At 62.6% G+C, this 22,130-nt stretch carries 28 protein-coding genes; 15 read left to right on the top strand and 13 right to left on the bottom strand.

Translation table 11 applies throughout. The features are described 5' to 3' along the window. The first annotated feature begins 1 nt into the window (after window position 1). The 3 genes from DV027_RS11455 (at window position 2) to DV027_RS11445 (ending at window position 1,429) form a co-directional block, all read left to right on the top strand. Window positions 2-430, top strand: coding sequence for a DOPA 4,5-dioxygenase family protein (locus tag DV027_RS11455; RefSeq protein WP_130731945.1), 429 nt, complete (start codon window positions 2-4; stop codon window positions 428-430). 39 nt (window positions 431-469) lie between these two features. Continuing rightward, window positions 470-667 (top strand): hypothetical protein, encoded by a 198-nt coding sequence (locus tag DV027_RS11450; protein WP_130731943.1) that lies wholly within the window; start codon window positions 470-472, stop codon window positions 665-667. A gap of 183 nt (window positions 668-850) precedes the next feature. Continuing rightward, window positions 851-1,429, top strand: a complete 579-nt coding sequence (locus DV027_RS11445; RefSeq protein ID WP_242621866.1) for a sulfotransferase family 2 domain-containing protein — start codon at window positions 851-853, stop codon at window positions 1,427-1,429. A gap of 87 nt (window positions 1,430-1,516) precedes the next feature. Here DV027_RS11445 and DV027_RS11440 read toward each other — a convergent pair whose 3' ends face one another. From DV027_RS11440 to DV027_RS11415, 6 genes are all read right to left on the bottom strand, one after another. Beyond that, complete coding sequence (locus DV027_RS11440; RefSeq protein ID WP_130731939.1) at window positions 1,517-2,581, bottom strand: alkene reductase; 1,065 nt, start codon at window positions 2,579-2,581, stop codon at window positions 1,517-1,519. A 228-nt stretch (window positions 2,582-2,809) separates the two neighbouring features. After that, window positions 2,810-3,190 carry a hypothetical protein gene (locus DV027_RS11435; RefSeq protein ID WP_130731938.1) on the bottom strand — a complete coding sequence of 127 codons (381 nt, stop codon included), beginning with the start codon at window positions 3,188-3,190 and terminating at the stop codon, window positions 2,810-2,812. Between the two features lie 292 nt (window positions 3,191-3,482). Then, on the bottom strand, window positions 3,483-4,463 hold the full coding sequence (locus DV027_RS11430; protein ID WP_130732024.1) for an Lnb N-terminal periplasmic domain-containing protein: 981 nt from the start codon (window positions 4,461-4,463) through the stop codon (window positions 3,483-3,485). A gap of 26 nt (window positions 4,464-4,489) precedes the next feature. Beyond that, complete coding sequence (locus DV027_RS11425; protein WP_242621865.1) at window positions 4,490-6,544, bottom strand: esterase/lipase family protein; 2,055 nt, start codon at window positions 6,542-6,544, stop codon at window positions 4,490-4,492. Between the two features lie 180 nt (window positions 6,545-6,724). Continuing rightward, entirely contained in the window at window positions 6,725-7,102 is a 378-nt protein-coding gene (locus DV027_RS11420; protein WP_130731936.1) for a hypothetical protein, read from the bottom strand. A gap of 36 nt (window positions 7,103-7,138) precedes the next feature. Continuing rightward, entirely contained in the window at window positions 7,139-8,425 is a 1,287-nt protein-coding gene (locus tag DV027_RS11415; protein WP_130731934.1) for an Hsp70 family protein, read from the bottom strand. 82 nt (window positions 8,426-8,507) lie between these two features. On the opposite strand from DV027_RS11415, the gene DV027_RS11410 reads away from it, so the two are divergent. From DV027_RS11410 to DV027_RS11385, 6 genes are all read left to right on the top strand, one after another. After that, entirely contained in the window at window positions 8,508-8,840 is a 333-nt protein-coding gene (locus tag DV027_RS11410) for a hypothetical protein (RefSeq protein WP_130731932.1), read from the top strand. An 84-nt stretch (window positions 8,841-8,924) separates the two neighbouring features. Beyond that, on the top strand, window positions 8,925-9,206 hold the full coding sequence (locus DV027_RS11405) for a putative hemolysin (RefSeq protein WP_242621864.1): 282 nt from the start codon (window positions 8,925-8,927) through the stop codon (window positions 9,204-9,206). Further along, window positions 9,203-9,427, top strand: coding sequence for a hypothetical protein (locus tag DV027_RS11400; RefSeq protein WP_130731930.1), 225 nt, complete (start codon window positions 9,203-9,205; stop codon window positions 9,425-9,427). The genes DV027_RS11405 and DV027_RS11400 overlap by 4 nt, the downstream gene beginning before the upstream one ends. A gap of 171 nt (window positions 9,428-9,598) precedes the next feature. Continuing rightward, complete coding sequence (locus DV027_RS11395) at window positions 9,599-9,898, top strand: hypothetical protein (protein WP_130731928.1); 300 nt, start codon at window positions 9,599-9,601, stop codon at window positions 9,896-9,898. A gap of 129 nt (window positions 9,899-10,027) precedes the next feature. After that, a complete protein-coding gene (locus tag DV027_RS11390) occupies window positions 10,028-10,261 on the top strand; it encodes a hypothetical protein (protein ID WP_242621863.1) in 234 nt (77 codons plus the stop codon). Window positions 10,262-10,333: 72 nt separating this feature from the next. Next, window positions 10,334-10,741 (top strand): hypothetical protein, encoded by a 408-nt coding sequence (locus tag DV027_RS11385; RefSeq protein ID WP_130731926.1) that lies wholly within the window; start codon window positions 10,334-10,336, stop codon window positions 10,739-10,741. 163 nt (window positions 10,742-10,904) lie between these two features. Here the strand turns inward: DV027_RS11385 and DV027_RS11380 are convergent, their stop codons facing one another. Further along, window positions 10,905-12,332 (bottom strand): sugar porter family MFS transporter, encoded by a 1,428-nt coding sequence (locus DV027_RS11380; protein ID WP_207303480.1) that lies wholly within the window; start codon window positions 12,330-12,332, stop codon window positions 10,905-10,907. Between the two features lie 471 nt (window positions 12,333-12,803). Here DV027_RS11380 and DV027_RS11375 point away from each other — a divergent pair, with 471 nt between their 5' ends. After that, complete coding sequence (locus tag DV027_RS11375; protein ID WP_130731924.1) at window positions 12,804-13,910, top strand: glycosyltransferase family 2 protein; 1,107 nt, start codon at window positions 12,804-12,806, stop codon at window positions 13,908-13,910. Window positions 13,911-13,937: 27 nt separating this feature from the next. On the opposite strand, the gene DV027_RS11370 is transcribed toward DV027_RS11375, so the two are convergent. The 5 genes from DV027_RS11370 to DV027_RS17585 form a co-directional block, all read right to left on the bottom strand. Beyond that, window positions 13,938-14,540: a class I SAM-dependent DNA methyltransferase gene (locus tag DV027_RS11370; protein WP_130731922.1), complete on the bottom strand. Its 603-nt coding sequence runs from the start codon at window positions 14,538-14,540 to the stop codon at window positions 13,938-13,940. After that, a complete protein-coding gene (locus DV027_RS11365; RefSeq protein WP_130731920.1) occupies window positions 14,537-15,265 on the bottom strand; it encodes a PIG-L deacetylase family protein in 729 nt (242 codons plus the stop codon). Before DV027_RS11365 ends, DV027_RS11370 begins: the two co-directional genes overlap by 4 nt. Further along, window positions 15,262-16,374 carry an acyl-CoA dehydrogenase family protein gene (locus DV027_RS11360; RefSeq protein WP_130731918.1) on the bottom strand — a complete coding sequence of 371 codons (1,113 nt, stop codon included), beginning with the start codon at window positions 16,372-16,374 and terminating at the stop codon, window positions 15,262-15,264. Before DV027_RS11360 ends, DV027_RS11365 begins: the two co-directional genes overlap by 4 nt. Before the next feature lie 144 nt (window positions 16,375-16,518). Next, entirely contained in the window at window positions 16,519-17,892 is a 1,374-nt protein-coding gene (gene dgt, locus DV027_RS11355) for a dGTP triphosphohydrolase (protein WP_130731916.1), read from the bottom strand. A 79-nt stretch (window positions 17,893-17,971) separates the two neighbouring features. Then, window positions 17,972-18,109: a hypothetical protein gene (locus tag DV027_RS17585; protein ID WP_165399178.1), complete on the bottom strand. Its 138-nt coding sequence runs from the start codon at window positions 18,107-18,109 to the stop codon at window positions 17,972-17,974. 545 nt (window positions 18,110-18,654) lie between these two features. On the opposite strand from DV027_RS17585, the gene DV027_RS11350 reads away from it, so the two are divergent. The 4 genes from DV027_RS11350 (at window position 18,655) to tmpT (ending at window position 20,822) form a co-directional block, all read left to right on the top strand. Further along, window positions 18,655-19,140, top strand: a complete 486-nt coding sequence (locus DV027_RS11350) for a 2-thiouracil desulfurase family protein (RefSeq protein WP_130731911.1) — start codon at window positions 18,655-18,657, stop codon at window positions 19,138-19,140. Window positions 19,141-19,306: 166 nt separating this feature from the next. After that, on the top strand, window positions 19,307-19,633 hold the full coding sequence (locus DV027_RS17900; RefSeq protein ID WP_242621862.1) for a hypothetical protein: 327 nt from the start codon (window positions 19,307-19,309) through the stop codon (window positions 19,631-19,633). 126 nt (window positions 19,634-19,759) lie between these two features. Further along, entirely contained in the window at window positions 19,760-20,077 is a 318-nt protein-coding gene (locus DV027_RS11340; protein ID WP_130731910.1) for a hypothetical protein, read from the top strand. A 91-nt stretch (window positions 20,078-20,168) separates the two neighbouring features. After that, window positions 20,169-20,822, top strand: coding sequence for a thiopurine S-methyltransferase (tmpT, locus tag DV027_RS11335; protein ID WP_130731909.1), 654 nt, complete (start codon window positions 20,169-20,171; stop codon window positions 20,820-20,822). A 15-nt stretch (window positions 20,823-20,837) separates the two neighbouring features. On the opposite strand, the gene DV027_RS11330 is transcribed toward tmpT, so the two are convergent. After that, a complete protein-coding gene (locus DV027_RS11330) occupies window positions 20,838-21,074 on the bottom strand; it encodes a hypothetical protein (RefSeq protein ID WP_130731908.1) in 237 nt (78 codons plus the stop codon). A 219-nt stretch (window positions 21,075-21,293) separates the two neighbouring features. On the opposite strand from DV027_RS11330, the gene DV027_RS11325 reads away from it, so the two are divergent. Continuing rightward, window positions 21,294-22,130: sensor histidine kinase (locus tag DV027_RS11325; RefSeq protein WP_165399177.1), on the top strand; the 837-nt coding region annotated here is incomplete at its 3' end.

Here is a 22,130-nt window from a genome sequence, read left to right as displayed (position 1 = left end):
TATGAACGATGAGACGACCGCCCCCCGCACCCTGGCCGAGATTGCAAGCTATCATGTGCATGTCTATTTTGATGACGCCACGACACGGCAGGCCGCAGGCCAACTGCGAGACCGCATTGCCGAGCGCTTTGCCGTAAGGCTGGGGCGCTGGCATGACGTGGCGGTCGGCCCCCATGTGGCCCCCATGTACCAGATTGCGTTCGAGACAGGATTATTCGCAACCTTCGTGCCCTGGCTCATGCTCAACCATGGTGGGCTGAGCCTTCTCGTGCATCCGAACACGAGCAACCCGCGCCGCGACCATCTGCGCGACGGCATGTGGATCGGCCGCCCCCGCGCCCTCCTTGCCGATCGCCTGCCCGAACTGATCGATGCCCCCGATCGCGCGGGCGAGGTCAACACACGGCCTGATGACAGCGTGACGATCTGAAAACGGATTTCAAGACGATCCATTGATCCAGGTTTTCCAATGCCGCCTTCTGCAAAAGGGCGGCATTTCTTCATGCTTTTTTTAAAAAGCGGCACCGAACTGTTATTATGGGTGCAGGGTCCGCGCGCCTGTCTGCATCGGCTGCCGGCAGCGGCAGCTTCGGGCGTTGTTTTACAAAATCGTGCAGCCGTGGCGCAGGAATTGTTGCAATCGGTTTACCTTGGTAATGCACCGTAACATTACCCTGCAGGATAATGAGTGCATCCTTACCTTGAGCCTCGGGCCTGATCGGACCAGTTTCATATGCAAACGCTGTTGCAGCCCGTGCTTCGTGTCAAAATGTCCAGCGATGTGCATGAGCGGCTGAGTGAACTTCATGTTCCCTACCCCCCAGGCCCAAAGCGGCAACGGCGCGCGGCGATGGTGCGCGAACGCGGCCTCCTGTTCATCCATGTGCCCAAAAATGCCGGAACATCCATAACCCGTGCCCTGTACGGCATGGATGTAGGGCATGAAACCATACGGTATTTCCAGCGCCGCCTGCCCGATCTGGTGCGCTTTCCGTCATTCGCCATCCTGCGCGATCCGGTCCAGCGCTTCCTGTCGGCTTATCGCTATGCCCGCGCGGGCGGTAGCGGGGCACGGCAGGTGGCGCAGGGGTTCCGCGCATCTTACATGGCGCTGCGTGATCTTGATGATGCGCTCGATCTGGTGGCGCAGGCACGCAGTCCCTACCATGTCGACCATATTTTCCGGCCACAGACATGGTACCTGACCGGGCGCGATGGCGCCATTGCAGTCAACCGGCTGTTCATGCTTGATGAAATGGCCCGCATCGAGCGCTTTATCGCACCATTTGGCAGTGGGCCGATTGCGCATGTCAATGCCACGGCAGCCGGTGAAAAAGGCGAATTGCCAAGCCCCGCGCAGGTTGAGCGGATCAGGCAGATCTACCGCGCCGATTATGACCTGATCGCCCGGACCCGGCAGGGCCAGTAAGGCCGGTTTCAGCCTCCCCCACAATCAGGCAGGCCAACCCACGCCCCCCTCCCCCCGCATTGATGGGAGGAGCCGGCCAGATCGGGTTCAGTCGCCCGCCGCGCCAAGCGTGGGGTAATCGATATAGCCTTCCGGCCCATGGGTATAGAAAGTGGATGGATCAGGTGGCGTCAGTTCCGCTCCCGTGCGCAGACGTTCAGGCAGGTCAGGGTTGGCAATAAAGGCCTGGCCAAAGGCAATGGCATCGGCCCGGCCTGCCTCAACGGCTTTTTCCGCGCTGGCGGGCGTGAATTTTTCGTTGGCAATATAAACACCACCGAACTGTTTCCTGAGTTGGGGGCCAAGGCTGTCCGGTCCTTCCGCCTCACGCGCGCAGATGAACGCAATGCCACGTCGGCCAAGTTCACGCGCGACATAGCCAAAGGTGGCGGCGGGGTCGGAATCCCCCATGTCGTGCAGGTCGCAGCGCGGCGAGAGATGCATGCCCACCCGGTCTGCCCCCCAGACCTCGATCGCCGCATCGGTCACTTCAAGCATGAGCCGCGCGCGGTTTTCAATCGGGCCGCCATACTGGTCGGTACGATGATTGGTCGAATCCTGCAGGAACTGGTCGAGCAGGTAGCCATTGGCGCCATGGATTTCCACGCCATCAAATCCTGCAACCCTAGCCAGTTCCGCCCCACGGCGGAAGGCTGCGACAATGCCCGGTATTTCATCTGTGCGCAGCGCGCGGGGCGTTACATAATCACGCTTGGGGCGCAGCAGGCTGACATGGCCCTTTGCTGCAATGGCACTCGGCGCAACCGGGGCCTCGCCATTGAGAAAATACGGGTCTGAAATGCGGCCCACATGCCATAGCTGCATGAAGATGCGCCCACCCACCGCATGCACGGCAGCGGTCACCTTTTTCCACCCTTCCGCCTGTTCTTCCGACCAGATGCCCGGCACATCCTCATAGCCGATACCCTGGGGCGTGACAGGCGTGGCCTCCGACAGGATCAGCCCCGCGAGCGCGCGCTGGGCATAATAATCAGCCATCAGATCGTTGGGGATATGGTCAGGCCCAGCGCGCAGGCGCGTCAGCGGCGCCATGATAATGCGATTGGGCAGCGTAAGGGCACCGACCTCAAGCGGGGTGAACAGGGTTGGCATATCACGTCTCCACGGTTCAGTGGGCGCGATAATGGGCGCATCATCAGCCTGCGGCAAGAGCACGCGCCCGCATGCGGTAGGGCATGCAGCTTCAGCCCTGCTGGCCAGATCCTGCCAGCTACCACATCAATGCCTGTGGCACGGCCCTCAGAAGAAAGCCGTGCCATCAGTCAGGTCGTCATATTCTACGTGTAAGGAAGTCGTAATCTCACTTCCATTACAGATATTTTATATGCCCGAATGTGCCTTGATGTTGGAAGACGACATGGTGTGATGCCAGACGACATTCCCGTTGAAGATGATGGTCAGGCTTTTTTCCTGGCCATGCGACCCGTTGGAGAATGCGCCGTAATAGGGAATGAAATTCGTGCCGTTTGCCTTGCTGGTGACGAAAGAGTACTTCCACTCTTCATGCCCGCTATCCGTAAAGTGGGTGTCCATCGGGTCACCAAACATGTCCCGCACCTGCTGCTTGGTGGTCACGTTATCATGAATCTTCTGGTCGATGGTGGCGCCCGTCTCGTTCTTGATGGAAGTATTACCGGCGGAAGCGCAGCCAGAAACGAGAAGAACAGCGGTAAGGCAGCCCGCAATAGCAGATTTTTTCATTAATAGTTTTCCATTAACTTAACAAAAAAGATTATATCTTTTTATATTGCATCGATATTTTCTATTTTTTGAAATAAAGGCCCTACTGGTAAAAATCCAGACCAAAAAGACATGCTGCTGTGGAATTTTCAGGAAAAATGGCAGGGCAGACGTTAAAAACGGTATATATTTTACATTTTATGGAGAAACATTCAGTAATAATAAAAAAGGTTTCAAATCATTATGAAATGTTGCAATCAGCCGTGCCACATTTTTGCCACAGTCGAGACAATTGTATCGAGGCTGATATGATCTAGGGCCCCTCGGGCGGCGGCAGCGTGGCACGGATGGCGGTGGAATAATCCGGCCCGATAACGGCACCAGCCGGGCGTTGTATGCGGCTTGCTCCGTGCAGGGCGGCAAAATCGGGGTAGCGCTTCGGGTCATAGGGGCCAAGCAGGTTCATGTCATAGGCCATGCTGGCGGTGTGGCCGCTCAGTATGATGCGCCAGTCAAAACGGTAGCGCAGTTGGGCGCCCGCGCGGGCCAGGATGCCGGTGGTGCAGTTGTCACCCAGCGTGTTGTACCATAGCGGGTGGCGAATGATGTCATGGATCGCATGCACATAGCTCAGGAACAGCCGTTCGCGCACGGCGGGCGAGAGATCAAGCCGGTACAGATAGACCCGCTCCCGGCGCACATCCGTGCGCACGCCAATCAGGTCGCGCTCATCGGCCGTGACATAGAACAGTTCATAATGATGGAAAAAACCCGCAATGGTGGAATAGGGAAAACGCGCCTGTCTGCGGGTTTCGATGGACATGGCAAGATGCTGCCCGTCGCTAAAGCCAAAGCTCAGGAAGACATGGGCAATGTTTTCACCCGCCCAATAGGATGTAACCAGATCGACCCGATCGAGTTTGCCTAGGTCATATGTCGCGTCATACCATGCAGGCAGGTAATCGGTGACCGAACGGTAGCGGAAATTGCGCACGTTACGCACATGCACCATATTGCCCTCACGCCATGCATCGGCCGGTATGGCGTATTCCTCCGCCCAGACCCGGTCATTGCGCGGCGGGTCGGTCACGTACCAGCCCGTGAGTGCCACGACCGCAACGCCCCGCGCCGCATGCCCGCGCCGGGCCGGGCGCAGCCACCCTGCCCCCACCATCACGGCGGCGAATGCCGCGCTCAGGCCCAGCCGCAACGCATCGGGCATGAGGGTGGAATAATACAGCGCCCCCGTGCCCATCACTGTCACCACGCCCAGAACGGACCGCAGGCCGATCATACGCCATCGGTGCAGCACGGGCCTGCTCATGGCCGCGTGGCAGTGTGCGTGGCCTGCGCCTGCGGGCCGGGTGAATACTGTGCAAGCTGTTCAAGCAGGATGCGCTGCACTTCGGCTATGGTGAAGGGGTTGGACTGGGTGGAATGCTCCGAATGGCGCACGACCAGTTCTGATTCCACATCCGGGATATGCGCGCTGGCATAGGAGACCACGCCATCATCGGCATGGGCCAGGTCCCGCCCTGCCCCGCATACGGGAATGATGGAGTGTACATGCACATCGGGCATGATGGGAATGGTGGGTAGCGTGCGCATGAACGCGCTGTGCGGCGACATGGCATAGACGCTGCCAAGGCGGGGAATGCGGTTGTCGACATGCGTGCTGTCACCTGCTCCGGTCACGATCTCACGCGCGGTTTCGGTCACCCGCAGCGGCAGGCTGGCCATGCCGCCCACGAACTGGGCGATCGACTTGCCCGCAAGGTAGCTGCCATGCTGCGGGGTGGAGATGAACACCACCCGGTCGATCTCGGGCATGGGGGTGGGAAACATGGTCTGCCTGATCAGCGCCATGGTGTCGGCATTGAGGTGAAAGCTGGAAAGAGGCCGGCCCGCCGTGCCATCCCACAGCCTGTCACCGGGGTTGATGACCAGCATGCGCGCCAGAAGCCCGCCCTGGCTGTGGCCAATCAGCGTGATGTGCCCCAGCGCGGGGTCGGCCTGCACGCCGCCCAGACTGGCCACGGCCTCGCTAATGGCATGGCGCAGCTGCCACGCCGAATACGGGATGGGATTGGCCGTGGCATAGGAGAAGAACCAGAAATCGAAATGATCGCGGATGCGCCTGTCTTCCAGCAGGTCATTGACCATGCTGGCCCAGCGGTAAGGGCTGGAGGCGGTGCCATGTATGAACACCACGGGCATGCTGCCATGGTGGTGCGGGTTCATGGCGATCAGGCGCGGGCGGGTGCCGTCATAGGTCGTGCCATCAAAGAACCCCCGGTATTCCTTGGTGCCCAGCGCGGTATCCACCAGGCTCAGGGCGCGCGCGGTGGTCTGGTCATAGGCGGCGGGCACGCGGGCATGGGCAATGGGGGTGTCGGGGCTTTCATCCATTATGCGCAGCACCAGCCGCCCGCTGGGGTGCTCGCCCAGCACCTGCGTGCGCGGGTTATCCATTTCTAGCACCAAACTTGCAGGCAGGCGCAGCTTTTCCGCTATGACGAAGCTGCCATCGGGCGTACCTTCAGGGGGCGCCTGATCTTGTGGCGTGGCGCGGTTGCGCGTCGCGTCATCCTGCGCTGGTGCCGCAATGTCGGCCACGGCGGATGGCGCATGATCGCCTGCGTGCTGCAGCGTCTGGCCGCTGCTGGCCGGACGGGCGGGCGCTGCCGGCGTGGCGCGGGCCAGCACGGTCAGGGCCTCGCCAAGGCCGGGGGTGTGATAGACGTTATTGATGCCGCCCACTCCAAGGGTCGCGGTAGGGCGGATATTGTCCAGCACGCGCCCATGCCAGCGCAACTGGGCGGGATCAGCGCTCAGCTCCAGCGTGCCAAACGGCAGGGCGCGGCTCTGGCTGACAATATTGACCGGGGCCGGAAAGGCTGCCGCGAGGCCAAGATTGTACAGGTCACAGGCCTGCCGGAAACGTAAGTCATACGGGCTGGGACCATCCGCCTGCCCCGGCTGCAGATAGGCATAGGCATAGAGGCTGGCTGCCAGAAAATCCTGTGCACGGTGGTGGCGCAGGCCCTGCCTGTAACTCAGCTCGGCCAGTGCAAACAGCACATCGGCTTCATCATCGCGCCCCGCCGCCTGGGTGCGCAGGGTGGCAATGGCGCTGTCAGGCCTGCTGCGCCACAGCGGCAGCAGCCCGTGGCGGCGCAGCACGATCAGCGTGCTATCGCTGGCCTCGCGCCCCGCCAGCGTCGTGCGCGTGGCGGCACGGTAGCTGTGCACCAGCGAGACCTGCCGCACGCTTACCGGCCCGGCACACCCTGCAAGCAGGGCCGCGACCAGCACGCTGGCGCAACGCAGGCGGCGGTTGATACGGGTGGGGGCAGCAGGCAGCGTACCGGGCATGATCGATTTCATGCCCGCAGGTTAAGCACCCCTTCGGCCTGCAGGGAACAGGCAATCGGCACGCATGGCCTTCGAGCCGCCTCTTTCGGCCCGACATACGCGACAGGATCAATCCTGTAGGAGAATACAGTCGGCCTGCGCGTAAAATCGAGGCAGGATCCGCCTTTTGCCATCCGGTCATCAGGAATTGGTGGAATCAAGGGAATGCCAGGGCCCACGAGCCGAACCCCTTGAAGGGGTCCTGACATAACCCGCCCCGCAGGTCTCTATGCTCACCTGATATTGCGTGCCCAGTTCGCGTTGCAGCCGCGCGGCCAGTTCAATCCCCTGCTGGTCAAAGGCATCACGGGCGTCTGGCGTTTCGAACCCGGTATCGGGGCCACCGGGGTCGTCCCAGTCCAGGATGGCATCGAATGCACGCTGCCATGCATCGAGAGCCTTCTTCAGGTCATCGGAAATCGGCAGGGTAGCGGGATCAAAATCGCCGTCCCCCGCGCGGGGGCCAGCATGCCATAGCGGGTAGCATGCATAATCCGCCATGACCTTGATGTGCTTCACGCTGCCCCCTGCGATGTCACTGGTATCAGGGTGTCATCACCCGTTCATTAGCGCCAGCCCTTCCGCCACGGATACGAACTCACCGCCCATGTCTACCCTGTCTGCGCCAAAGCGGCGGGTGAACAGCGTGCGCACGGCGGGCACGAAGGACGTGCCGCCGGTCAGGAACACGCGGTCAATGGCGCTTGCGGGCAGGCTGGCGCGTTCCAGTGCGGCTTGCACCGCCTCATCAAACCGCGCGAGGTCAGGCGCGATCCAGCCCTCGAATTCCGCACGGGTTATGGTGCGGTGAATGCGCACGTCGCCATATTCGTAATCCAGCGTGGCGCTCTGCGCGCTGGACAGGTCCCGCTTGGCCTGGCCTACCGCGCGATACAGCGCCTGGCCCTGCTGGGCCTCGATGATGTCGATCAGCGCCTGTATCTTTTCCGGCTCGGCGGCCGTTCGGGCCACATCGGCCATGTCGCGCAGTGTCTGGGGCGTGCGCATCAGGGCCAGACGGTGCCACCGGCCAAGGGCTGCATACCATTCGGCGGGCACCGGCAGCGGCTGGCCGCCCATTACGCGGTAGGTTGTGTTGCGGCCCAGTTCGGGCGCGATCACGTTATCTATGATGCGGTAGTCAAGCTGGTCGCCTGCAATGCCAACACCCGCATAGCCCAGCGGGGTTGCGCCCTGCCCGCTGGCGGGGTCAAACCGCAGGATGGAAAAATCGCTCGTGCCGCCGCCAAAATCACCGACCAGAACGGTGGCGGGCCCTGTCAGGCGCTGGGCAAAATGCCAGCCAGCAGCCTCAGGCTCAAGCGCCACGTCAACATGATGGAAGCCCGCCTGCGCAAAGCCTGCCCGCAGGCGGTCCTCGCCAAAGGCGTCATCGGCGCGGATACCTGCAAAATGCACCGGCCGCCCTACGGTTGCGCTGACCCGGGCGGGGTCGATATCGAGCGTGCGCATCAGGCATGACAGGAAACGCGCAACCAGTGATTCCAGCGTCATGACCTGGCCCAGAAGCCGTGTCTGGCGAAAGGATGACTGCGCCAGATACGACTTCATGGACATGATGAGGCGGCTTTCCGCCGGGTCTTCAAGGTAGGCATCCACCGCGGCAGCGCCTATGGCTTCCTGCAATGCCCGGCCACGGGGCTGCATCTCGTCATGCCACAGGCATAGCAGCGTGCGGCATGTCTCGGTGGGCGGGTGATGGGGAAAATGGAAGCGCGCGGGCTGCGGCTGGCCCTTGGCGTCCAGCACCACCACAACGGTATTGGTCGTGCCGAAATCTATGCCAAGCCGCACGCCATGGGGGGGCTTTATGAAAGACATGCGGCCTCCCATACGCGCCGATGCGGGCCGTGTCCATCGGGGTCATTCACATTTTGCGTGGGGTGGCGTAGGGGTTGGTATCATGACTGAGCCCTTTACCTGCGCCAATGCCCGCTATCGTACCGATACCCGCCACGGCCACCCGCACGGCAGGGGGCAGGCGCGCGGCAGCGTGCTGCCCGCGCCCCTGGCAACACAGGCCGACACGGGCGATACGCTGTGGCTGGAATATGTGCGCGCGCCGGAAGGGGCGCGGTTCTGGCTCATGTGGTATGATGCCCATGGCCTGCCGCGCCTGACCAACAGCGCGGTCATGGACCATGCCAACCTGGCCATCATGCTGCGCGCGCTCGGCCATGGCGCGGCACTTGGCGCGGTGCAGGCCTCCCTGCCGCCCATCCGTCACGCGCCTTGATCCGCCTGCCCGGTCTTGTCGATGGCCGCCAGCCTGTTATCAAGCCCCCCACACCCTTTTGCTGCCTGTGGCACGAGAAATGACATGATGAACCCATTCCCCATCCCCGGCCGCAATATCCTGACACGGCTTGCAGCCCTTGGCGCAATCGTTGCGCTGGGTGCCTGTACTGGCCACCATGGTCCGGCGCAGGCCGCGCGGATCGGCATGCCCAACCCGGCTTCCGCCTACTGCCTGCATCTGGGCGGCAGGCTTGAAGCACGCACGTCCCCGCAGGGCACAACAGGCTGGTGCCACCTGCCTGATGGCACCGTGATGGAGGAATGGGCGCTGTTCCGCAGCCATCATTCCGCCCGGCCGCAGTGAAATCACGCTGTCCTGCCCGGCTCGCCCTGCTGGGCCTGCTCGGGCTTGCGGGCTGTGGCGATGCGCTGATGGCGCGCAACCTGCCCCCGGCCCAGGACTGCAAACAGCGTGGCGGAACATGGCGCGTAACACCTGATGGCCACACCGGGCTGTGCACCCTGCCGCCGGACGCAAGCGTGGCAGGCGCGCGCATCGTGCCACGCCATCGCGGCACTCCTTAGCCGCTGCTGGCACGGCGCATGCAACTGTGGCGCAGGTTAGCCGTTGGGAACAAGGCAGGCTGTTTCACAAGGTCCCCTGCCGGTCGGCCATGGCCTGTGGCAGGCCTGACCCGTCCTTTACCCGGCATGGTGTTTTCTGAAACAGCCTCCTGAAGCAACAAGGAGGAGCCCGTGCCCGTAGCCGCGACCACCACACCATCCCGCTTCATGCCCCTGAAGGTCATGGCCCGGTCATGCGCCCTTGCGGTGGGCATGGGGCTTGTCCTGCCCCTCATGGCCTGTAGCGGCCGGATCGGGGAGGACGCGTGCATTTCCTGCTCGGCGGAAAAAAAAGCGGATGCGCCTCCCCGGAACGATCCCGCAGCCCCCTCAGGCAATGCCGTGGGCGAAGGCGCGGGCGGCCCCACCGGCTCACCCCAGCAGGCGGCACAGGACCAGAGCCCGGGTGCCGCCAGCGCACCGGGCATGTAAAGCCGTGGCAGGGGCCGCGCAATTGTCACGGCAACGTGTTTCTTACGCCTTCCAGGCGGCCTGAACCCCCTGGAGCCGGGCGCGTTTGCCCCTTGCCACCCTATTGAAAAAAAACAAGGAGGATACAGGATGCGGTTCACCGTTCTCCCCGCCCTCCCCATCGCATTAGGGTTGGGGATCGGGGCAGCAGCAGATGCATATGCCGATGACCCGGCAACACCGCAGCAGGTCGCGGCCTGCAAGGCCGATGCCCTGCGGCTGTGCCCGCTGGACATACCGGATACAAGACAGGTTGAAGCCTGCATGCATCGCAAGGTCACCCGTCTGTCGCCTGCATGCCGGGACACCGTGCAGGGCAAATAATACCGTCCCGTGACCGGGGTGCGCCATGGCTTGGCCAGTCTGTGCCCCGCTACCGTTTTTTCGGAGGTTCACATGACGATTTCGCGTAACGTAACCGACATGACCACCCGCATCGGTGATTTCCTGACAGGCGCGCAAGGTGACCGTTCCGGCGCGCTGTCGGTTCTCAACGACATTCTTGGCCCCCTGCCCGCGCCAGACGAACCCAGCATGCTCGAACACCGCGCGGAGGAAGCAGGCATGCTGCCGCTGATCCGTACATGGCAGGAGCACGACAAGGCCCCGCATGCCGATGAAAGCACGATCCGCGCCCTGTTCCGCCCGACGGAACTCGAGCGTTTCTCCACCCAGACAGGACTTTCCCCACAGGCCGCGATGAACATCCTGCGCGAGATGCTGCCCTCGGCCATCCGTCATCGGGCGCTGAACGCGCGTGCGGGCTGGCAGCCTGCACACACGGCTGACCCCGACCTGCACTGACACGCAACAATCAGGCCCCTCCTTTTGCCAGCCACACCGGAACGCTTTCCCGGTGTGGCTGGCTTTTTTTGGACTGGAATTGGAAAGACAGAAGTTTTTGGGGAAGCTTTTTTCAAAAAGCTTCAAAAGACAGCGCCCAAAAACTTTTATCGGTTTTAATAGTTTACCTGCGTCCCGGCTGCCCGATTTCACGCAAGGGGTATCCTGCCTTGACCCGCTGCTCGATATCTTCAAGCGAGCAGCCCCGCGTTTCAGGCACAAGGAAGTACCCGATCAGGAAGAAAACCGCATTGAAGGCGGCCAGAAGCCAGAAGATGCCGTAATCTCCAATAAGGCTCATGACGGACAGGAACACATTGCTGATCAGCCAGTTGGTCATCCAGTTGGCGAAGGTGGAGCACGCTATGGCCAGCCCGCGCCCCTGCAGGGGCTGGATCTCGGTGCACATGGTCCACGGGACCGGTCCTTCACCCAGGGCATAGCCCAGCGTGAACAGAACCAGCAGCCCGATGATGGCAATGCTGCCCAGGGTGCCCCCCACATGCGCAAACAGCACAAACCCGAACGCGCACAGGCTCAAGGAGGCCATGAGCGTGCTGACCAGCAGCAGCGGCCTGCGCCCCCAGCGGTCGATCAGCACAATGGCCACGCCGGTCGCCACCATGTTGGCCAGGCCAAGCAATGTTGTGCACCACACTGCCGCCTGGGCCGAAAAACCAAGATGTTCAAGCAGGTGCGGGGCGTAATACAGCAGGATATTGATGCCTGCGAGCTGCTGGAACATCTGAAGCGCCATGCCCAGGGCCAGTGTCTTGCGAAAACCGACGGAGGTTTTGAGGAGTTCGAAGCCGTTGCCCTCGGTTTTGCGAAGGTTCTGCTCGATCCGGTCGAGTTCGTTATTGGCGCGTTCGCGGGATCCGCGCACTTTTTGCAATACGCCCCGGGCTTCACGCCTGCGTCCATGCATGGCCAGCCAGCGTGGGGAATACGGCACCCGCATCGTGGCCAGGATGAAGAACACCGTTGGCACCGCAAGAATACCCAGCATCCACCGCCAGTGCCCGCCATAGGAAAGCAGGCTGTCTGACAGAAGAGCCAGCAGCATGCCTGCGGTAATGACAAGCTGGTAGAGCGAAATCATCGTGCCGCGCTGGCTCTTTTCGGTAATTTCGGCAATGTAGAGCGGTGCTGAAAAAGACGCGAAACCAACCCCGATGCCAAGACAGACACGGCCTGCAATCATGACGGGGATGGACGGGGCAAGCGAACACAGGGTGGTGCCAAGCAGGAACAGCAGCCCCGCATAGAACATCGCCCCCCGCCGCCCCCGGTAATGCGAAACCGGGATGGCCAGAAGCGAGCCGCCTGCCGCACCCAGCATGAGCGAGGAGACAATCCATTCCTGCGCGCGCTCATTGGCGCCGAGGTCAACGCCCATGAACTTGAGCGCACCGGCAATGACACCAGTATCGAGGCCAAACATAAGCCCGGCAAGCCCGGCGGCCCCGGCGAAAAGAAAGGCGTTCCGGCGTCCTTGTTGCAGGCTGTCGCGATAGGACAGGTCATCATGCTTTAAAGTATCGCCATTCACGATGAAAAAACCTTTTTGTTGTTATGGTTTCAATGTAAAACGCGCCTTTTTAAAAATAGTTCTATGCAACGTGGTCACGCATGTCTGATCGGCAGGCCAACGGGTGGCCTATAGCCTTATCAACAAGCCCTTCAATAATGGTTCTTGCCGGTATTTATGCATGATCGTTTTTTGTAGAGCGATACAGGGCTATCACGATACCAGTCCTGGGCAGGCATGTTGCCTGAACGGCAAATGAAGCGTGTGCTCGCCCGCGTTTGGGCCTGACAGCCTGCGCCCCTTGTTCCGTGCACCTGAGCTGCCCGGACCACAGCCAGCCACGCAGGACGGATTTTACCATCGTGCGCCATGATGCGACGGTTTTAAGGCCTGCGCTCTCGGCGGCCTCCATCTGGCAGCGGCATGAGCCGCGCTGATGGAACCGGGGCGGCGCGTCGGGCGTTTAATATTCTCCCGGCCCACAGGTGACCCATGCAGCCCGATCACCCCCTTGTCGCGGCCATTCCCGTGCGGAACGAGGCCGAGCGCATTGGCCCCTGCCTGCTCGCCCTCGCCCGCCAGCACGCCGCCCGCCTGAGCCATGTGGTACTGCTGCTCAACAACTGCACCGATGCGACATTTGCCAACGTAACGGCGCTGGGCAGCAGGCTGCCTTTTGCCCTTCACGTGGTCGAGCGCACCTATCCACCCGCAACGGCCCATGCCGGCACTGCACGCCGCGCCGCCATGACCCACGCGGCTGAACGCGCCGGGCCGGAAGGCATCGTGTTCACGACCGACGCCGATGCCGTGGTGGCGCCGGACTGGCTGGCCCGGACCCTCGCCGCTTTTGCCAGAGGGGCCGATGCCGTGTGTGGCCGCGCGTTGATCGACCCGGTGGAGGCCGCGCGCCTGCCCGCCTGCCTGCATGATGATGACAGGGCGGAGACCGCCTATGCCACCATGCTCGACCGCATCCATGACCTTGCTGACCCTGATCCGCATGACCCATGGCCACGGCATGTCGAGCATTCGGGGGCCAGCATTGCGGTGCGGGTGGGCCTGTACCACAGGGCTGGCGGCATTCCTGCCGTGCCACTGGGCGAGGACCGCGGATTTCTGGCCGCCCTGCGCCGCGTGGATGCCGCCATCCGCCACGCACCCGATGTGTGGGTAAGCGTATCAGGCCGGATTGCAGGGCGCGCGCGCGGCGGCATGGCCGATACCATGGCCCGGCGCCTGATCCGGCAGGATGAAATGCTGGATGCAAGCCTGGAGCCCGCCATGACCTGCCTGCACCGTGCCCAGGCCCGCGCGGCCCTGCGCCAGTTATGGGGCCAGCCCGTGCGGCATGGCCCCTGGCGGGCACGGGCCGAAAAACTGGCGCGTCAATTGATGGTGCCCTCCGCCACCCTGATCAAGACCTGCGCTGAACCATTTTTTGGCCTGGCGTGGGACAGGCTTGAGGCCGCAAGCCCCCTTCTGCGCCGCCGCCCTGTCAGGCGCGCGGGCCTTGTGGCCGAACACAGGCAGGCAGCCCGGATCGTGCTGCGCCTGTTGCATGCGCAGGACCCGGTCCTGCCTGTGCTTGATGGATGATGCATGCCTTGAAGGTGGTTTTACTGCTTATTCTGTCTTGCAACATGCCCCCAGCATGTCCAGCCGGTAATGTGCATGATGTTGGGCCTGTGTCACCTTCAGCCCGGCGGCAAGGCACGCAGCCACGAAATGACGGGCGGCCTCGTTGCCATTGCAGGGTGTATCGGTAGGCCCGGTCCAGTTGACCAGCACGATCGGGGCTTCTGCCTGCCGCACGCGCAGGCAATGAGTGGCGAGCCGCGCAATATCGGCGCGTGAGAGAAAATACAGCAGTTCGGAAATAATGATCAGGTCACACGATGCTGCTGGCAGATCAGGAAAGCCATCAGGTAACTGCCCACGATAAAACGTCACCCCCTCCAGTCCCGCGCAGCGGCGGCGTGCCTGCACAAGGGCGGCTTCAGCTACATCCACGGCCAGCAGGTGGTCGCATTGCCGCGCCAGACGGGCGGTCATGACACCGATGGAACACCCGAGTTCCAGCGCATGATGAAACCGCTGGCCTGCCAGCAGCGCAAGAGTGTGGCGGTATTTATTACGCTCATAGGGGCGGCTTCCTACCCCCCATGGGTCGGAACTGGTTGCATGAATGCGCTCGAACACGGCGCGCGGCCAGCTTGCCCCGCTCATGGCGCGAGAAAAACCTCAAAATCCGTTATCAGCGCCGCCAGCAGGCTGGCAGGCAGGCTGAAGCCGGTAGGGTCATCGGTAATCAGGTCGCCATACTGGCTTTCATACGCGCTGACGGCACGGGCCTTGAGCGCGCGGTAGGGTGTAATGTCCAGCCGCAGCCCTACGGGTGGGCCAAGGTCAAGCTCGGTTTCCGCCGACACAAGCCACCCCCAGACCGGATAGGCCAGCAGCATCAGGGCATGACGGTGGTGCAGGGCAAGACCCATTTTCCATACGGCTTCATGATCGCAATGCGGATCAAGCCGCGACGGCGCGAAAACCGTGGTGCAGCCATGCCGTGCAGCCAGACGGGCCAGATCCTGCACGAGGCGGTCAAACACCGGTCCCTCATGCGCGGTGGCCGCATCCGGCTGGTTGAGGAACACCACGCGCTCCGCCCCCAGCCCCAGGCAGGCCAGCGCGCGCAGGGCCTCGCGCCGCCGCTGTTGCCGCAGCCGTGCTGCCGGCCACTGGCGCGAATGGGGGTGCGAGGCCGCACCATCGGTCACGATAACGACAATGGGCGGCTGCCCGGCCTGGCAACACGCGGCAATCAGGCCACCACAGCCCAGGCTTTCATCATCGGCATGCGGGGCCAGGATCAGCGCCGCGCCGGGTGTGATGGCGGCCAGCGGGGCCAGCGGCAGGTTGCGCCACGCCGCATGCATGCTGGCGGCCTTCATGGAAAGGCCTCCTCCGTGCATGGCATGTCGCGCTGCGTGAACCATGCAGCTGCCTCGCATAATGTTTCATCCGGGGCAGGCTGGCGCAGATAGGTGGCCAGATCGCGGGTCAGCCGTTCCGCCACATTCGTCTTGATGAAGGCCGAAAGCCCCAGCCCGCGCTGGACCAACTCGATCACCTCCAGCCCCGCCCGCTCCACCGCAATGCGCGCCAGATTGACGGTGGCGGTGATGTCACCCGCCGCGTAGCGGTCCTGCATGGTGGCGACCAGCGCGGCCCTGCGTGTCCAGTCCATTGCGGTCTGGGTGGCAATCAGCGCCTGGCCAATGCGTGCGAGCTGGGCCGGGGCCTGTGCCCGCCCGCGCGCGGCAAGCTGCGCGCGCAGCACGGTGGCGAGCCGTTCGATCCCGCCAAGGGCCACGGCCATCGCCCGCCATGCCCCGGCGGAAAATTCCGGCTGGCGCACATAGTCACCTGCCTGCCCGATCAGGTTCTCCGCGGTCACGTTAAGGCCGTCGAAATCGCACTGCCCGGTGCCAGCTCCCCGCATGCCGCTCAACCCGCCGATGGAAGGATGGACGGCGCAGCCCTGCCCTATGGCCACGCGCAGCATGACTGTCGTATCCGCCTGCGTGCGGGCCGTAACCAGTGCCTGTGCCACATGGCCCGCGCCTGAGGCAAAGGCCTTCTGCCCATGCAGGATCAGGCCCTGCGCGGTCTGTTCCAGATGCAGGGGATGCGCGCCATCGGTCACCCACACGCCAAGCAGCGCGCCCGCGTGCACATCGGCTGCAACAGCGGCGCACAGGGCCGGGGAGCCGTAACGGCTGACAAGGCGCAGGGCATTGACATGCCCCTCCACCACGCGGCCAAGCGCCAGGCTGCCCTGCCCCACCAGGCGCAACAGGTGGAGCAGGCCGACAGCCGCCTCGGATGTTGCATCAGGCCAGCAGCCGCCCGATGCCAGTGGCAATGCAGCCGAAAGGACACCAAGCGCCCGCAGGCGCGCCAGACCATGCGTGGGGAAAACCGCCTGCGCGTCATTCGCGCTGGCTTCCGCCTCGAGTTCGGCGCGGCAGGCGGCAAGGGCCTCAAAGGGAAAACTCATGCGGGCACGCTCCGTATTCCCGAAAAGAACGGGAAAACGCAGCAACCGGATCAACCCGTCAGCCCCTCTTCCCTGCCCGTACAAACAGCACCGGAGCGCAATTGGTTCCCCTCAGGTCACGCGCCCCACATGGAAACCCGCGTGCTAGCGCCGCCCGATCATGTCCGCCACTTTCACGGCATAGCGATCCGTCATGCCTGATACGAAATCGGTCAGCGCATGCAGCGCGTCATAGGCGTTGGTGACATGGGCGACCGGCAGCCGCAGGGCGCGCACCAGTTGCGCATGATAGGCGCTCAGCCGGGTGCAATCCCATTCCACGGCCCGCAGTTCATTGAAGAGTGGCAGCAGGCCATCAAGAATGCGATAGACGACATTGCGCCCGTAAACCTCGAGTTCCGTCTTGCGCGCCGCGTTGAAGATCTCGGTCCGCGCCACCTGCCTTATGGCCTGGAATTCCACCCCGAGCCGCGAGGCCTCGACCAGTGAGCGCGGGAACGTGCCATCCATGATGGCCGCGTAATTCTCGCGAAAGGCGTCCACGCAGGCGGCAATCGCGCCGCTGATGGCCTTGGCGCGATAGATGGACACGATATCGGCACGGCTGCGTTCAGGGTATTCCTTGCCCGAGCGGGTGGTGAGCGCACCAAGCAGGCCGATTGCCACCTCGAAGCTGATATCTTCCGAGAGAAAGGCATCCTCAAGGTCCATGATATTGTAGCAGATATCGTCCGCCGCCTCCATCAGGAAGGCCAGCGGGTGCCGCCGCCACCATGAGCCGATGACCTGCCCGCTGCCGTCATGCACATCCGTGCGCCGCAGGCCCAACTCGGCTGCGACATGCGCGAAGGTGGGCACGTCATTCTCGAAAAAACCGTATTTCTTGAGGCCGATATAGGGCGTGCCATCCATTACGCCCTCGGCCCCTGCCTCCAGCCGGACAGGCGCTGAAACCGGATATTTGGTAAACGCCCCAAGCGAGCCGAGGGCAAGCCGCATGCCACCCCTGTTCCTGTACATCTCGGTGCGGGTGAGGATGCGAAAACCCTGTGCATTGCCCTCAAAGGCATTGAATTCGACGCGCTGCGCGGGCGGGATCTCGCTCATGATATCGCGGTCTGCCGCGAATTTTTCCTTGAACCATGAGCCGATGGCCTCTTCACCGGAATGGCCAAAAGGCGGGTTGCCGATATCATGCGCCATGCACGCCGTCTGCACGAGGCCCGCCACGACCTTGACCTGATCGGCCGTCAGTTCCTTGAGGTCATCGGCCAGCCATGACCCCACTTCGGTACCCAGCGAGTGCCCCACGGTTGCGGCCTCAAGGCTGTGAATCAGGCGATGATGCACATGGTCATTATCATAAAGCGGGTGAACCTGGGTCTTGTTCGCCAGCCTGCGGAAGGGCGGCGAGAACAGGATCCGGTCCATATCCTGCATATAGGCGGGGCGGTGCTTTTCCTGCGTGTAGTCGGGGTCGTTGAGGCGTTCGGTCCTGAGAAGCGTGTTCCACTGCATGCCCGGTCAATCCCTGCTGGCAATATGTGCGCCATCATCCGGGTTGCCCCTGCCCCGGTCAAGCCGCGGGCGCACGCCCTTACTCCTCGCCGCCCGAGCCGAACAGGAATTCGATCGCCCACATGGCCAGCCGCATCACCGCCCATGTCAGAAAACACAGCAGGATGCCATTACGGAGTACTATGGAAATCTGATAAATCACATTCCATTGGGTCACGCGTCATTGTTCCTTCCAGCCAGGAATTCCTGCTCCGTGATATGCGTGTGCACTCTCGCGCCTTGATTTACCAGCATTTCCTACCTGATATTCCCTTGAGCCGGGTGGTCATGGGCAGGCCAGTGCCACAGATCGTGTTGCCATCCATCCTATGATGTCCCTGCCTTTGACTTCGCCACCCGCACTTATGGCCACATGCAGGCAAGGCGCCTTGCAAGGCGGCCCTGCCCTGAGGGCTTCCCTTCGTCTTACAGGCTGCAATGGCAAAAGTATATGTTTCGTTATCGAAACGCATAAGTGTGCAGGAAGAGGATGCGCTTTTCCAACAATGCTCTAGCAGATGGTAGGGCTGCATTTTTTTCATGCGACATCGTGTTATGACAACACTAGACTTGCCTACATGTGCTGGTCGACACATCCGTGATGAAGAAAGACTGTGCGGCGGGGGCCCTGGCTCCTGCCGTTCCTGTTTTTTTTGCGCCCCTCCCTGCCTGCGTGCCTTCTGACGGTTTTGCCTACCAGCCATTTGTGGCAGGCTGCGGGCCATGAAACCAAACCTGCTGATCAGTGGCTGCCTGGCGGGCCTGCCCGTGCGGTATGATGGCTCGGGCCGCCCCCTCATGGATCACCGCCTGGCGCGATGGCAGGCGGAAGGACGTGTGACGGTCTGCTGCCCCGAAACGCAGGCTGGCCTCATGACGCCCCGCCCCCCGGCTGAAATTGCGCACGGGCGCGATGGCATGGCCGTGCTTGACGGGCAGGCCCATGTTCAGGAATCAACCGGGCAGGATGTATCGACCGCGTTCGTGGCGGGCGCCCATCTCGCGCTGGCCATGGCCCGCAAGCATCACTGCGCCCTGGCACTGCTTATGGATGGCAGCCCTTCATGTGGCAGCAGCTTTATCTATGATGGCAGCTTTACCGGCACGCGCCATGCCGGGATGGGGGTCACCGCAGCGCTCCTGCGCCGCCACGGGGTGGTCGTGTATGCGCCCGCACAATTTGCGCTTGTTGCCGCCAGAATGGATTAAGCCTTGCAACGCTTTGGCAGGATCGTTTTCATGATGACAGGATGTGCCCCGATTGACTTCTGAAACCCGGCATGGATGTAAAGGGCCAGCCTTGTGTTACGTTCGGTCAGGTTTCTTTACACAATACTGCACGGGCGCGACGTATCATGGTGCTCGCGGCCCCGGCTTGCCCGGCCATCCACCTGGGTCGGGGTCGCACCCCCCGGCTGCATCTGGCGGGCATGGCACATCGCTTTCGCAGCCGGTTGCCAGTATCGGGCAATTGCGCCCGCCCGCCCCCCTGCAGCCTGATAAGTCGCACGCCGCCACGCGTCTGGCCGCGCGCTTTTTGCTGCTCCTTGCCTGTTTTGCCTCGCTGGCCGCCTGCGCCGCCCCCAATCCGCGCCTGGATGACAATGCGCGCGCGGCAGCGGATCATGGCAATGGCGGCCCGCAGGGCGAGTGGGGCAGCCTGGGCGGGGGCTGGAGCGGGCCGGGTAATATGGGCTGGTAGGAACAGCTTTTATTACTGCTGGATGAATAATATATAATCCATTTGAAACAAAAAAGCGATATTCGCACATAATGCCGTGACATTGACCCCTTACAAGCACCGCAAAACCACTCGAGGTATTGCCCCATGCTCAAAAGGATCACCATCGTGGCCCTGTCCGTCACGATGATCACGGCCCTGCCCCGGCCCGCGTCCAGCCACAGCTATCATATTGGCCTGCCCGCGCGGCTGCGCGCCCATAACCATGTCAATTCGGTCTATGGCAACACGGCGGGACATAAGGCTGCCATCCCCACGGATAGCAGCCGTTACCGCAACATCGAGGCCAGATGCGAAGGCCGCTCGCTCGGCAGTGACTATACGGCCACGACCATCGGGATCAGCCAGGCCTCGCATCGCAGCTTTTTCGCGGAATGCATGACACAGGCTGGCGCATGGCAATAAAGGGCATGACGCGGGGCGCAACCTGCCTGTTCACGCCAAGCGTAACGCGCTACCACGCACGGCATTGTTGCAGGCATTAAAGGCAGACACGATGGATGAAGCTTTCTGGCAGGCGAAGTGGGAACGCGGCGAGACCGGCTTTCATGAACCCCGCCCCAATGCCCTGCTGACCCGCTACCTGCCCACCCTGCACCTGCCTGCCGGGGCGCGGGTTTTCGTGCCCCTGTGCGGCATGAGCCTCGATATTCACTGGCTTCTGGCCCAGGGCTACGCGGTGGTGGGCTGCGAACTCAGCCGCATTGCCGTCACACGCCTTTTTGCGGCACTCGGCCTGGAGCCGCATGTCACGCCCCTTGGCGCACTTGATCGCTTCGAGGCGGGCAAACTCTGTGTTTTTGCTGGCAACATCCTTGCCCTCACCCCGGCACGGCTGGGGGCGGTGGATGCCGTCTATGACCGTGCGGCGCTGATTGCCCTACCCGCCCCCATGCGGATGGCCTATGCCAGCCACCTCATTGCGCTGACCCATGCTGCGCCGCAATTGCTCATCTGCCTGGAATATGACCCGTCATGCCGGGCGGGCCCACCCTTCGCGGTGGATGAAACGATGGTACGCCAGTATTACGCCGCGACATTCCTGCCAACGCGCATTGCACGGCACGCCGTGCCCGGCGGCCTGAAAGGCGCCTGCCCGGCATGGGAAAGCGTATGGACCCTCACGCCCCACCCTGAGCCTGCACCGTAGCGCCGCCATCCATCTTTACTTGCCCGAGGGGCTGCCCGTTGCAATCCACAGCACCAGCGCGGGAATGAAGAAATACAGCGCCGTGGCCGCCAGCATCCAGGGCATGAGGAAAGACATGTCGGTATGCAGCACGTAGTGGCAGACCAGGTTGGCAAGCCCCAGCATGACCACAACGCACAGGCAGGCGCACAGATTCATCACCAATGTGCGTTCCGCGTTGATCTGCCGGATGTGTTCTATAATCGATTGCATGGTTCCGCCTGTATCCATATGGGTGCCGGGGCCGCATCCGGCCGGGCCGGATGGAGGCCCGAAGCCCTGATGGTGCGTACACCCACGCCCGGCCCCCGTGTTGCCCCTTCTATAAAGCCCGCGGGGCAGGAAGTCACTTCCACGAACAGGCTCATGACAGAAGTCGTTTCCCGGCCTGCGCACCTTCCGCCGCCGTTTTTTTTGCTGTAGCGTGCGGAAATGTTAACACGCGCTTCGCTTACGGCCACGGATCTTGCTCGCGTTCTTGAGCAGAGCACGGATTGCGTCAAACTGCTTGACTGCAATGGCAACCTGATCTGGATGAACGCAAACGGCCTGTGCGCCATGGAGCTTGAATCCTTTACGCAGGTTGCGGGCGCGCGCTGGGCCGGGCTATGGCCCGATGAACTCCAGGCCGAGATAGAAAGCGCCTTCATATCCGCCCGCGCGGGCGAGACCGCCCGTTTTCGCGGGGCCTGCCCCACGGCCAAGAACGACCCGCGCTGGTGGGAGGTCAGCATAACGCAGGTATGCGATGATGGCGGCAGGCCCATCGGTTTTCTGAGCATATCACGCGATGTGACCCAGGCCGAGAACGACCGCGAGGCCCTGCGGGTCATGATCGGGGAGATGCGCCACCGCCTGCGCAACAGCTACACCATCGTATGCAGCCTGCTGCGCCGCTTTGCCGGCAATGACCCCCGGCTTGGTGAATTCGTGGCGGATATGGAGCAGCGCATCATGGCGCTGGCCCGCGCGCAGTCCTTGTTTGATGATGATACGACGGCAGCCGACCTGCGGGAACTGATCGAGGTGCTGGTCAATCCCTTCTGCGGCGCGGCGGAGGACTGTTTTACGCTTGATATTCCCCCTGGCCTCCCCCTTGACCGGCGCACGGCCGATGCCGTGGCGCTGGTGATCGGGGAATTATGCGTCAATTCAGCCAAATACGGCGCAGTCAGCACAAGCGGGCGCATCGGCCTGCACTGGCGGGGCAAGCCGGGCGAGATGCGGCTGGAATGGGTGGAACATGCCCCCCCGCCCGCTTGTGCTGAC

The organism is Komagataeibacter xylinus, assembly GCF_004302915.1.
GTDB lineage: Bacteria > Pseudomonadota > Alphaproteobacteria > Acetobacterales > Acetobacteraceae > Komagataeibacter > Komagataeibacter xylinus_C.
Note: the sequence above shows the minus strand (reverse complement) of the source record. Positions and strands in the feature narration are given on the sequence as shown.